Origin of the sequence: Sphingomonas sp. BLCC-B65 (assembly GCF_028550675.1) — a bacterium.
Taxonomy (GTDB): Bacteria; Actinomycetota; Actinomycetes; order Actinomycetales; family Microbacteriaceae; genus Microbacterium.
Window position 1 is genome coordinate 2,239,759 of record NZ_JAQQGL010000001.1, and the last position, 12,664, is coordinate 2,252,422.

The 12,664-nt window shown below is 70.5% G+C and carries 10 protein-coding genes; 7 read left to right on the plus strand and 3 right to left on the minus strand.

Translation table 11 applies throughout. From position 1 onward, the window contains the following. Positions 1-123: 123 nt before the first annotated feature. A complete protein-coding gene (locus PP359_RS10615; RefSeq protein ID WP_378792939.1) occupies positions 124-750 on the plus strand; it encodes a TetR/AcrR family transcriptional regulator in 627 nt (208 codons plus the stop codon). 28 nt (positions 751-778) lie between these two features. On the opposite strand, the gene PP359_RS10620 is transcribed toward PP359_RS10615, so the two are convergent. Genes PP359_RS10620 through PP359_RS10630 form a run of 3 tightly spaced genes read right to left on the minus strand, consistent with a single transcriptional unit; the run spans position 779 to position 5,092 of the window. Continuing rightward, the gene (locus PP359_RS10620) at positions 779-2,215 is read right to left on the minus strand and encodes an aminobutyraldehyde dehydrogenase (RefSeq protein WP_499250536.1); all 1,437 of its coding nucleotides are present in this window, start codon (positions 2,213-2,215) and stop codon (positions 779-781) included. Then, on the minus strand, positions 2,212-3,579 hold the full coding sequence (locus PP359_RS10625; RefSeq protein ID WP_499250537.1) for an aspartate aminotransferase family protein: 1,368 nt from the start codon (positions 3,577-3,579) through the stop codon (positions 2,212-2,214). The genes PP359_RS10620 and PP359_RS10625 overlap by 4 nt, the downstream gene beginning before the upstream one ends. Positions 3,580-3,604: 25 nt before the next feature. Next, positions 3,605-5,092: a CoA-acylating methylmalonate-semialdehyde dehydrogenase gene (locus PP359_RS10630; RefSeq protein WP_499250538.1), complete on the minus strand. Its 1,488-nt coding sequence runs from the start codon at positions 5,090-5,092 to the stop codon at positions 3,605-3,607. A 136-nt stretch (positions 5,093-5,228) separates the two neighbouring features. Here PP359_RS10630 and PP359_RS10635 point away from each other — a divergent pair, with 136 nt between their 5' ends. The 6 genes from PP359_RS10635 to PP359_RS10660 all read left to right on the plus strand — a co-directional run bounded on the left by PP359_RS10635 (position 5,229) and on the right by PP359_RS10660 (position 12,568). Continuing rightward, positions 5,229-6,887: a PucR family transcriptional regulator ligand-binding domain-containing protein gene (locus PP359_RS10635; protein ID WP_499250539.1), complete on the plus strand. Its 1,659-nt coding sequence runs from the start codon at positions 5,229-5,231 to the stop codon at positions 6,885-6,887. A 104-nt stretch (positions 6,888-6,991) separates the two neighbouring features. Next, entirely contained in the window at positions 6,992-7,621 is a 630-nt protein-coding gene (locus PP359_RS10640; protein WP_039414768.1) for a GntR family transcriptional regulator, read from the plus strand. Next, positions 7,618-9,144, plus strand: coding sequence for an MmgE/PrpD family protein (locus PP359_RS10645; RefSeq protein ID WP_499250540.1), 1,527 nt, complete (start codon positions 7,618-7,620; stop codon positions 9,142-9,144). Before PP359_RS10640 ends, PP359_RS10645 begins: the two co-directional genes overlap by 4 nt. Beyond that, positions 9,144-10,043: a methylisocitrate lyase gene (prpB, locus tag PP359_RS10650; RefSeq protein ID WP_039414774.1), complete on the plus strand. Its 900-nt coding sequence runs from the start codon at positions 9,144-9,146 to the stop codon at positions 10,041-10,043. The genes PP359_RS10645 and prpB overlap by 1 nt, the downstream gene beginning before the upstream one ends. Before the next feature lie 146 nt (positions 10,044-10,189). Then, entirely contained in the window at positions 10,190-11,392 is a 1,203-nt protein-coding gene (locus PP359_RS10655) for a bifunctional 2-methylcitrate synthase/citrate synthase (RefSeq protein ID WP_499250541.1), read from the plus strand. Between the two features lie 6 nt (positions 11,393-11,398). Beyond that, on the plus strand, positions 11,399-12,568 hold the full coding sequence (locus tag PP359_RS10660; protein WP_499250542.1) for a thiolase family protein: 1,170 nt from the start codon (positions 11,399-11,401) through the stop codon (positions 12,566-12,568). The last annotated feature ends 96 nt before the right edge of the window (positions 12,569-12,664 follow it).

Sequence of the window (12,664 nt, forward strand, 5' to 3'; positions counted from 1 at the left end):
CGGCAGGGGCGGCAAGGAGAGACGGCACGAGGATTCCTCTCGGAAAATGGTTTGTGCGTCACACTATTCATTAGATCGGCAATCTAGTCAATACCGACTACAGTGGACGTCGAAGGGGGCACGATGAGCGGGAGAAAGCCGTACGCGTCGCCGTTGCGCGAGGCCGAAGCGGCAGCGACGCGGGCGCGGATCGTGGATGCCGCCGCGGAGCTGTTCGTCCGCGACGGCTACGCCGCCACGTCGCTGAAGGCGATCGCCGCTGCGGCGGGCGTGTCGGTGCAGACGGTCAATCTGCACGGGCCGAAGCATGCGCTCCTGGCCGCGGCGTACGAGCGCGCCCTTGCGGATCGTGAGGGCTGGGCGTCGCTGAACGACACCGACCCGATGCAGCAGATCATCGCGGAGCCCGATCCTGAGCGGCTCATCGCGATGTACGCGGCGTTCATGACCGCCGCGAACGCGCGCATCGCCGCGCTGCTGCGGACGCTGCGCGCCGCCGCGGACGCCGACCCGGCCGTCCGCGACGTGTACGCGGCGATCGACGAACGTCGTCTTCGCAGCATCCGCGAGGGTGTCGCCCTGCTGGCCGCGCGCGGCGTCGTGCCGCCGGACCGAAGCGACGACGCGACGGCGTTGGTCACGATGCTCGTCTCCACCGACACGTACCTGCACTTCCGCGAGGCCGGCTGGAGCGCAGAGCGTTACCGGGAGTGGCTCGCCGTCGAGCTGCGGCGCGCTGTCGCCGGCTGACGAACGCCGACGCCGACGTGCCCTCGCGTCAGTCCAGGCTCGCCATGACGTGCTTGAGGCGGGTGTAGTCCTCGAAGCCGTAGACCGAGAGGTCCTTGCCGTACCCGGAGTGCTTGAAGCCGCCGTGGGGCATATCCGAGACGAACGGGATGTGCGCGTTGATCCAGACGCAGCCGAAGTCGAGGTCGCGCGAGAACCGCAGCGCCCGCGCGTGCTCGCGCGTCCAGACGGATGCCGCGAGGGCGTACGGCACGCCGTTCGCCAGCGCGAGCGCTTCCTCTTCCGACGCGAACGGCTGCACCGTGAGCACGGGGCCGAAGATCTCCTGCTGTACGACCTCGTCGTCCTGGCGGACGCCCGTGACGATCGTCGCCTCGAAGAAGCAGCCGGCATCGCCCTGGCGGCGGCCGCCGATGGCGATCGTCGCGTGCGCGGGGAGGCGATCGACGAAACCCTTCACGCGCGCGAGCTGGTCGGCGTTGTTCACCGGCCCGAAGAAGGCATCCGGGTCGTCCGGCGCGCCCGTCTTCGCGTGATCGCGGGTGTGGGCGACGAGCGTGGCGACCAGCTCGTCGTGCACGGCGGCATCCACGAGTACGCGCGTCGCGGCGGTGCAATCCTGTCCGGCGTTGAAGAACGCGGCCTCCACGATGCCGCGGGCGGCGCGGTCGAGGTCGGCGTCGGCGAAGACGAGGGCCGGCGCCTTGCCGCCGAGCTCCAGGTGCACACGCTTGAGGTCCTGCGCGGCCGAAGCGGCCACCTGCATGCCCGCGCGCACCGAACCGGTGATCGCGACCAGCTGCGGGGTCGGGTGCTCCACCAGCATCCGGCCGGTCTCCCGGTCGCCGAGGACGACGTTGAAAACCCCGGCGGGCACGATCTCGGCGGCGATCTCAGCGAGGCGCACGGTGGTCTGAGGCGTCGTCTCGCTCGGCTTCAGCACGACGGTGTTGCCGGCCGCGAGAGCCGGCCCGATCTTCCACACCGCCATGTTCAGCGGGTAGTTCCACGGCGTCACCTGGGCGACGACGCCGATCGGCTCGCGGCGCACGTACGACGTGAACCCCTCCGCGTACTCGGCCGCCGCCCGCCCGTCCAGGTCGCGGGCGGCACCCGCGAAGAAGCGGAGCTGATCGACGGACTGGACGATCTCGTCGGCGACCAGGTTCGCGCGGGGCTTGCCCGTGTCCTGCGACTCCAGATCGGCGAACTCGTCGGCCCGCGCCTCCAGCGCATCCGCGAGCCGGAACAGCAGCAGCTGGCGCTGCGCGGGCGTCGTGCGCTTCCACGTCTCGAAGGCGCGGGATGCCGCCGCGAACGCGGCATCCACCTCCTCCGCCGTCGACACCGGAGCGTGGCCGTACACCTCGCCGGTCACGGGGCTCACGAGCGGCAGCGTCGCGCCGGCAGAGGCGACCGGTGCCCCGTCGATGACGTTGCGGAGCACGGCCTGCGCCCCGGTCACGACGCCGCCTCGGGGTCGGTGACCTCCAGGGCGCGGTCGATGATGTCGAGGCCGCGCACCAGGTCGTCCTCCGAGACGATCAGCGGGGGTGCCACGTGCACGCGGTTGAAGTGCGTGAACGGCCACAGGCCCGCCTTCTTGCACGCCGCCGCGAACGCGGCCATCGGCGCGGCGTCTGCTCCCGTCGCATTGAACGGAACCAGCGGCTCGCGGCTCTCGCGGTCGCGCACGAGCTCGATCGCCCAGAACAGACCGAGACCGCGCACCTCTCCGACGGACGGATGCCGCGCGGCCATCTGCTCCAGTCGCGGACGTACGACGCGCTCGCCGAGGTCGCGGACCCGCTCCAGGATGCCGTCGCGCCGGAAGACCTCGAAGGTGGCGACGCCCGGGGCACAGGCGAGGGGATGCCCGGAGTACGTCAGTCCGCCCGGGAAGGAGACCGTGTCGAAGTGCGCGGCGATGCGGTCGGAGATGACGACGCCGCCCAACGGCACGTAGCCGGAGTTGACACCCTTCGCGAAGGTGATGAGGTCGGGCACGACGTCGAAGTTCTCGAAGCCCCACCAGGTGCCGAGGCGTCCGAAACCGACCATGACCTCGTCGGCGATGTAGACGATGCCGTAGCGATCGCAGAGCTCGCGCACGCCGGGCAGGTAGCCGGGCGGCGGGATCAGCACGCCGTTGGTGCCCACGACCGACTCGATGATGATCGCGCCGATCGTCGAGGCGCCCTCCAGGATGATCGTCTGCTCGAGGTGCGCGAGCGCACGCTCCGTCTCCTGCTCGGGGGAGGCCGCGTGGAACGGCGAGCGGTAGGCGTACGGCCCGAAGAAGTGCACGACGGACGCATCGGCCGGCTCGTTCGCCCACCGGCGCGGGTCACCGGTCAGCGTGATGGCAGTCGAGGTGTTGCCGTGGTAGCTGCGGTACATCGCCAGCACCTTGCGCTTGCCGGTGACCAGGCGCGCCATGCGCACCGCGTTCTCGTTGGCATCGGCCCCGCCGTTGGTGAAGAAGACCTTCGAGAAGCCGTCGGGAGCGATCTCGCTGATGCGGCGCGCCAGCTCGCCGCGCGTGTCGTTGGCCATCGACGGCTGGATCGTGGCGAGGCGCCCCGCTTGCTCCTGGATCGCCGCGACCAGGTCGGGGTGCTGGTGGCCGAGGTTGAGGTTCACCAGCTGTGACGAGAAGTCGAGGTAGCTGTTTCCGGCGTAGTCCCAGAACGTCGCGCCCGCACCTCCCGCGACCGGCAGCGGGTCGATGAGCGCCTGCGCGCTCCACGAGTGGAACACGTGGCTGCGGTCGTCGCCGCGGACCGCGGCATCGGCCGCCGGGTCGGCGACGGGGTCGATGGTGCTCATGATGTCTCCTTCGGATGCCGCGGACTCAGTGGTTGCTCGGGAAGCCCAGGCTGATCTGGCTCTCGCTGGGGTCGGGCCAGCGGGTCGTCACGACCTTGCTCCGCGTGTAGAAGTGGATCGACTCGGGGCCGTAGATGTGCGTGTCGCCGAACAGCGAGTTGCGCCAGCCGCCGAACGAGAACGCGCCCACCGGCACCGGGATCGGCACGTTGATGCCGACCATACCGACTTCGATGTCGAACTCGAACTGGCGGGCGGTGCCGCCGTCGCGCGTGAACACCGCGGTGCCGTTGGCGAACGGGTTCGCATTGACGAGGGCGACCGCCTCGTCGTACGTCGACACGCGGGCGACGGAGAGCACCGGACCGAAGATCTCCTCGTCGTAGACCTTCATGCCGGGAGCGACCCGGTCGACGAGCGAGACGCCGACGAAGAAGCCGTCGCCCTCGAAGCGCTGCGCGGTGCCGTCGATGACGACCGTCGCACCCTCCGCGGCGGCGCCGGCGACGTAGGAGGCCACCTTGTCGCGGTGCTCGCGGGTGATGAGCGGTCCCATCTCGCTCGCCGCATCCGTGCCCGGTCCGATCGTCAGGCCCGCGATGCGCTCGGCGACCTTCTCCACGAGCGCATCGGCGACCTCGTCACCCACCGCGACGAGAACCGACACGGCCATGCAGCGCTCGCCGGCCGAGCCGTACGCGGCCGAGACGGCGGCGTCGGCCGCGGCATCCAGGTCGGCGTCGGGCATGACGACCATGTGGTTCTTCGCGCCGCCGAGAGCCTGCACGCGCTTGCCCGCGGCGGCGGCGCGCTCGTAGATCGAGCGGGCGATCGGAGTCGAGCCCACGAAGCTGACGGCACGCACGGTGGGGGAGTCGAGGATCGCGTCGACGGCCACCTTGTCGCCCTGCACGACGTTCAGCACGCCGGCGGGAAGGCCCGCTTCCTCGTACAGACGCGCCAGGAAGAGGGCGGCGGAGGGGTCCTTCTCGCTCGGCTTGAGGACGACCGTGTTGCCGCAGGCGATCGCGGATGCCGTCATCCACAGCGGCACCATCACGGGGAAGTTGAACGGCGTGATCGCGCCCACCACGCCCACGGGCTGCTTCACCGAGTGCACGTCGACGCCGCGCGAGACCTGTTCGGCGTGCTCGCCCTTCAGAAGGTGGACCAGTCCCGCCGCGAACTCGACGTTCTCGATGCCGCGGCTGATCTCGCCCTTCGCGTCGGAGAGCACCTTGCCGTGCTCGGCGGTGATGATCGCGGCCAGCTCGTCGGCGCGTTCGACCAGCAGGTGGCGGAGGCGGAAGAAGACGTCGGCCCGCTTGATGAGGCTCGTGGCGCGCCAGGCCGGCAGCGCCGCCGCGGCCGCCGCGATCGCGGCATCCGTCTCGGCGGTCGAGGCGAAGGCCACCTCGGCCTGTACGGCACCGGTCGCGGGATCGTAGACGGGCCCCGTGCGCTCGGCAGATCCGACGGACTGGCCGGCGACGTGATGACGGATGAGGTCCATGGGGGCTCCTGTTCGGACAGTTCGACCGGGTCGTGACATGCTTATGCTGACGGAGCGCAGGGGGGAGATGCAGGTGTCTGATCGTCGCGATGTGGACGGTTCTCGGACAGAACGTCCGACCGCGGATCTTCCCGCCGTGCTCCCCACCGTCTCCGAGGTGCTGACGCTCGATGCCTTCACCCCCGGTGCGCCGGTCGTGGTCGTGGGCGGTGCCGCGCTGGAGGCATCCGTGCGCTGGGTGCACGTCTCCGACAGTGCGGACGTCGCGCGACTGCTCGAAGGCGGCGAGCTGCTGCTGTCCACCGGATCGGGATGGCCCGACGATCCCCGGAGGCTGGCGCTGTTCGTCACGCAGCTGGCCGAGGTGGGTGCCGCGGGCATCGTGCTCGAGCTGGGCGCCCACTACCGCTACGTGCCGGCGGTTCTGGCCGACGCCGCGCGCAGCGCCGACATCGCCCTGATCGTGCTGCACCGCGAGGTGAAGTTCGTCACCATCACCGAGGCCGTGCACCGCCGGATCATCGCCGATCAGACGGCGGCGCTGGAAGCCCGCGACGCGGTGCGCACACTGTTCACGGGGCTCGCGCTGCGCGGTGCGCCGACGGAGTTCATCGTCGAACAGGTGGGGCTCACGCTGGCCGCTCCCGTCGTCTTGGAGACCGTCGGTCACGAGGTCGTCGTCGCTCACGTCGGCGGAGCCGCCGAGACCCGCACGCTTCGCGACTGGGCGCGCCGATCCCGGTCGGCCGCCGCGGCGCCCGACCGGGACGGGCGGACGATCGTGCCCGTGGAAGCCCGCGGTATCAGATGGGGATGGCTCGTGGCGCTGCCCGGCCCCGCCCACCTCGCGGGACGCGACGCCGTACTCGAGCAGGCTGCCACCGCGCTCGCCCTGGGCAGACTCGCCGATCCCGGCGGTGAGGAGTGGTCGCGGCTGGGACGGCGCCGCGTGGTCGACGCGCTGATCGACGGACGATTCACCGGTCTGTCCGCGGTGGCGGCTCGACTGGATGCCGCGGGCATGCCGCTCGTCGGCACGGTGGCCTTCGCCGCAGTCGCGCTCGTGTCGTCGGGCCAGGGCGGCGACGCGGTCGCGGTCGCGGCGGCCGCCGACATCGCCGCTGCGGCGATCGGCGCGCGCGTCGTGTGCGGCACGAGCACGACCGTCGACGACGGGTCTGCCCTGGTGCGTACGCCCCTGATCCTCGCCGTGGCGGGCCGCGCGACGAGTGCCGCTGACAACCGGGCCGACGCCTTCACCGTCGCACTCGAGGACGCCCTGCGGGCGGGGTCGACGTCGGCGCGGGCGCGCGTCGTGCTCGGCCCGGGCGCGGTCATTCCCGCGCTCGAGCCCGCAGCCGAGTACGAGCGCGCGGTGGGTGTGCTCGTCGCGGGTCTGCGCGAAACCATCGACCTCGTCGGCGCCGACGAGGGGTTGCGCGGCTCCTCCCGCCGGGGCGCGGACGGGAGGCGTGTGGCGGAGCGTCCCCTCACCCGGGTGGTCGCGGCGTTGCGCGACGATCACCGCCTCGTCGCTCATGCGGAGCGGATGCTCGATCCGTTGCTGGCCGAGACCCGCGCTCGGGGCGGCGACCTTCTCGACGTGCTGACGGCGCTGCTCGCGCACCCGTCCAACCGCACGGCGGCCGCCGAAGCGGCGCACCTCTCGCGCTCGGTGTTCTATCAGCGCATCGCCCTGCTCGAAGACCTTCTCGGCGTCGACTTCGACGATGGCGAGCAGGTCGCCGCTCTCCATGTCGCCGTGTTGACCCACCGGCTCCACGCGGGCGGGTGAGCCGGGCACGCCTCACGCTCTGTATGCATTAGTCGCCAAAAGAGGCTGCCTCCTTTCGTTCTTGATCCTCCGTGTATACAATCGAGGAGTCGAGAGGAGACCGCGTGCGTGCCAGTGACCGCGCCTACCGGGCGCTGCTCGACGAGATCCAGTCCGGCGTGCTGGCGCCCGGAGCGGTGCTGGCCGAAGTCGAGCAGTCGGTGCGCCTGGGGGTGAGCCGCACGCCGCTGCGCGAAGCGCTGGGGCGCCTGCTCGCCGACGGCCTCGTCGTGCAACCGTCGCCGCGGCTCACCGTGGTCAGCGACATCGATGCCGGCGACATCCGAGAGCTCTTCGAGGTGCGTCGCGCCCTGGAGGAGACGGCTGCACGCCTCGCCGCACGCGGGGCCGATGCCGATCTGTTCGCTGCGCTGGCCGGTGAGTTCGCGCGGACGGATGCCGCCGCCGACCCCGACGCCTACTACGCCCTCATCGCCCGCTTCGACGACGCCCTCGACGCGGCCGTCGCCAACGACTACCTGACCGCGGCCCTCAAGACGGTGCGGACCCACCTCGTCCGGGTCCGCCGGCTCGCGCGCGACAACCCCGCACGCCTGGCGGCATCCGTCGCCGAGCACCGACTGATCGCGTCCGCCGTCGCCGCCGGCGACGCCGACCTCGCCGCGCACGCCACCCATGTCCACCTGCACAACGCGCTCGTCGCGATCCTCGCCTCGCTGGAAGGAACCCCATGACCGTCATCCACCACGTCCGTGTGCACCGGAGCGAAGAGAACCTCGCCCGCGAGGACCAGCTCGCGCACAAGATCGCCGAGGTCGCCGCCGACCCGGTGGCCGTCGAGTCCGACGTCGTCGAGATGATCATCAACCGCGTCATCGACAACGCGGCGGTGGCCGCGGCATCCCTCACCCGCGGCCCCGTCACCGCGGCGCGCGCCCAGGCGCTCGATCACCCGGTCTCGCGGGGAGGGGCGGGCGCCACGGTGTTCGGCGAGCCGAACACGGTGCACACGAGCCCCGAGTGGGCGGCGTGGGCGAACGGTGTGGCGGTGCGCGAACTCGACTATCACGACACGTTCCTCGCTGCGGAGTATTCGCACCCCGGCGACAACATCCCGCCGATCGCCGCCGTCGCCCAGCACGTCGGCGCCGACGGCGCGGCGCTGGTGCGCGCCATCGCGACCGGATACGAGATCCAGATGGATCTCGTGCGCGCCATCAGCCTGCACAAGCACAAGATCGATCACGTCGCGCACCTGGGCCCGTCGGCGGCGGCCGGCATCGGCACGCTGCTGGGTCTCGACGCCGACACGATCGCCCAGGCCGTCGCGCAGGCCCTGCACACGACCACCGCGACGCGGCAGTCGCGCAAGGGTGAGATCTCCACCTGGAAGGCGCACGCCCCCGCCTTTGCCGGCAAGATGGCGGTCGAAGCCGTCGACCGCGCGATGCGCGGACAGACCTCGCCGTCCCCGATCTACGAGGGCGAAGACGGCGTGATCGCCTGGATGCTCGACGGCAAGGACGCCGCGTACGACGTGCCGCTTCCCGCGCCCGGCGAGCCCAAGCGCGCGATCCTCGACTCCTACACGAAGGAGCACTCCGCCGAGTATCAGGCGCAGGCGTGGATCGACCTCGCGCGCAAGCTCCACGGCGCCCACCCCGAGCTCGCCGATCCCGCCACCGTCGAGAGCATCGTGCTGCACACCAGCCATCACACCCACTACGTGATCGGCTCCGGCGCGAACGATCCGCAGAAGTACGACCCGACCGCCTCTCGCGAGACCCTCGACCACTCGATTCCCTACATCTTCGCCGTCGCACTGCAGGACGGCGGGTGGCATCACGTCGACTCGTACCTGCCCGCTCGCGCCGCCCGCGAGGACACGGTCGCGCTGTGGCACAAGATCACCACGGCCGAGGATGCCGAGTGGACGCGCCGCTACCACTCCGAGGACCCCGACGAGAAGGCGTTCGGGGGCCGCGTGGAGATCCGCCTCGCGGACGGTTCGACGATCGTGGACGAGATCGCGGTCGCCGACGCCCACCCGCTCGGCGCGCGCCCGTTCGCTCGCGCCGACTACGTGCGCAAGTTCCGTCTGCTCGCCGAGCCGGTGCTCGAGCCCGCCGAGATCGAGCGGTTCCTGGCCCTGGCCGAGCGGCTTGCCGAGCTGACCGTCGACGAGGTGCGCGAGCTCAACATCGTCGCCCGCGCCGGCGTGCTGGCCGCGGTGGCGAGCCCGAAGGGGCTGTTCTGATGCTGTACAGCCAGACCCCGGCATCCGAGAAGCGGCGCCTGCTGCGCGAGCGCCTGCGGGCGGGTGAGCTCGTCCGTTTTCCCGGAGCGTTCAACCCGCTGTCGGCCCGGATGATCGAGCAGAAGGGCTTCGAGGGCGTCTACATCTCGGGGGCGGTGCTGAGTGCCGATCTGGGGCTTCCGGACATCGGTCTGACGACGCTGACCGAGGTCGCCGGTCGCGGTCAGCAGATCGCCCGCATGACCGAGCTTCCCGCCATCATCGACGCCGACACCGGCTTCGGCGAGCCCATGAACGTCGCGCGGACCATCCAGACGCTGGAAGACGCGGGGCTGTCGGGCACGCACATCGAAGACCAGGTGAACCCCAAGCGCTGCGGTCACCTCGACGGCAAACAGGTCGTCGACACCGACACCGCCCTCCAGCGCATCCGCGCCGCCGTCGACGCCCGCCGCGACCCGAACTTCCTCATCATGGCGCGCACCGACATCCGCGCGATCGAGGGGCTGGACGCCGCCATCGATCGGGCCAAGGCGCTCGTGGATGCCGGGGCCGACGCGATCTTCCCCGAGGCGATGCGCGACCTCGCGGAGTTCGCCGCCGTGTGCGCCGCCGTCGACGTGCCCGTGCTGGCGAACATGACCGAGTTCGGTAAGAGCGATCTGTTCAGCGTCGACCAGCTCCGCGATGCGGGCGTGCAGATCGTCATCTGGCCCGTCTCGCTGCTGCGGATCGCGATGGGTGCGGCATCCCGTGCGCTGGATACCCTGAACGACGAGGGACATCTGACCTCGCGCCTGGGTGAGATGCAGCACCGCGCCGACCTGTACGACCTCATCGACTACCCGTCGTACAACCAGTTCGACGCGAACGTCTTCAACTTTCAGATCACCCGCTGATCACCCCTTCACCCTCCCCTCCCCTTGACCCTCGTCCCACTTGCGACCGACCATGTCCCACAAGAGGTCGCAATCGGGGCATCCACAGGACAGAAACTGGGACATGGTTGCAGCCGCAACCGGCCCGCACGTGCAAAGGAGCAGTCATGAGCGACCAGCAGACCCCGCCCCAGATCCACAAGGGGCTCGCGGGCGTCGTCGCCGATGCGACCGCCATCAGCAAGGTCAACCCGGAGACCAACTCGCTGCTCTACCGCGGCTATCCGGTGCACGAGCTGGCCGCTACGCAGTCGGCCGAAGCGGTCGCGTACCTGCTGTGGAACGGCGAGTTGCCGACCGGCGAGCAGCTCGCCGCGCTCCGAGCCACCGAGCGGCAGCACCGGAGTCTCGCCGACGACGTCAAGGCCGTGATCGATCTGACCCCGACCGATGCCCACCCGATGGATGAGGTGCGCTCGGCGGTGAGCGTGCTGGGCGCGCGCGATCTTGCCGGCACCGGGTCCGTGCTCGATGCGAGCGGGTCTCGCGACGAGAACCTCGAGCGCAGCATCCGCCTGTTCGCCGCGCTGCCGGCGATCGTCGCCTACGGGCAGCGTCGCCGCCGCGGTGAAGAGCTCATCGCCCCGCGCGACGATCTCGATTACGCGGCGAATTTCCTCTGGATGACCTTCGGCGAAGAGTTCGACCCGGTCGTGATCGACGCGTTCAACCGCTCGATGATCCTGTACGCGGAGCACTCGTTCAACGCGTCCACCTTCACGGCGCGGGTGATCACCTCCACCCTCAGCGACCTGTACTCGGCCGTGGTCGGCGCGATCGGAGCGCTCAAGGGACCGCTGCACGGCGGGGCCAACGAAGCCGTGCTGCACATCTTCGACGAGATCGGCGACGCCGACAACGTGGCGCCCTGGCTCGAGCGGGCCCTCGCCGAGAAGCGCAAGATCATGGGCTTCGGTCACCGCGTCTACAAGCACGGCGACTCGCGCGTGCCCACGATGAAAGCTGCGCTCGACACGCTCATCACGTACTACGACCGTCCCGATGTCGAGGCCCTCTACGCGACGCTGGAGCGCGAGTTCGTCGCCCGCAAGGGCATCTACCCGAACCTCGACTACCCGTCGGGGCCGGCGTACAACCTGATGGGCTTCGACACCCTGACCTTCACTCCGCTGTTCGTTGCGGCGCGGGTCGTGGGGTGGACGGCGCACATCATGGAACAGGCGGCATCCAACGCGCTCATCCGTCCGCTGTCGGCCTACAGCGGCGTGGACGAGCGTCACATCGAGGGGTTCGTCGACGAGGCCGGCACCTCGACGATCTCGCTGCGCGCCGCCGAAGCCGAGGGCTGAGCGCTCGTGCGTACCGCGGTCATCGTCGACGCCGTCCGCACCCCGTCCGGCCGTGGCAAGCCGGGGGGCGCGCTCAGCGGCATCCATCCCGTCGACCTCGCCGCGCTGGTGCTGCGGGCGACGCTCGAGCGCAACGGCCTGGAATCGGCGCAGATCGACGACGTGCTGCTCGGCTGCGTCAGCCAGGTCGGCGAACAGACGATGAACATCGCGCGTCAGGCGGTGCTCGCGGCCGGATTCGACGAGCGCGTTCCGGCGACGACGATCGATCGGCAGTGCGGATCGAGCCAGCAGGCCGCGCAGTTCGCGGCGCAGGGCGTCATGGCCGGACAGTACGACATCGTCATCGCCGGCGGCGTCGAATCGATGAGCCGCGTGCCTCTCGGGGTCGCGGCATCCGTCGCCGGTTCACCCTTCTCACCGGGGTTGCACGCGCGCTATCCCGACGGACTCGTGAACCAGGGCGTGTCGGCCGAGCTGATCGCGGCGCGCTGGGGCTTCTCGCGCGACGAGCTCGACGCGTACGCGGCCGAGTCGCACGAACGCGCTGCCGAGGCGCAGGTCCAGGGCAGATTCGCCTCGCAGCTGCTGCCCGTCGACGGTGTCGAGATCGACGAGACGGTGCGCCCGGGCACCACCGTCGCGGGTCTTTCCGGCCTCGCGCCGGCCTTCCGCACCGATGCCATGGCGGAGCGCTTTCCCGAGATCGACTGGCTGATCACACCGGGCAACTCTTCTCCGCTGACCGACGGCGCCTCCGCCGTCCTGATCATGAGCGAGCAGAAGGCGCGCGAGCTCGGGCTCACGCCGCGAGCGCGCTTCCACGCCTTCTCCGTCGTCGGCGACGACCCCCTGATGATGCTCACGGGGCCGATTCCCGCGACACGTCGCGTGCTGGAGCGCGGTGGACTGACGATCGACGATCTCGACGCGTATGAGGTCAACGAGGCGTTCGCCCCGGTGCCGCTCGCGTGGGCTGCCGAACTCGGCGCGGATGCCGCCAAGCTCAACCCCTGGGGCGGCGCGATCGCCCTCGGGCACGCGCTCGGCTCCAGCGGCACGCGACTTCTCGGTACGCTCCTCGCGTACCTCGAGTCCACCGGCGGACGGTACGGACTGCAGACCATGTGCGAGGGCGGGGGGATGGCGAACGCCACGATCATCGAACGGCTGTAGCCGGCGGCGTTTCGACTTGCTGCGCTCGCTCAACGACCGGAGAGCGACTCCCCTTCCCGGTCGCCCCGCGAGGAGCGCAGCGACGAGTCGAAACGC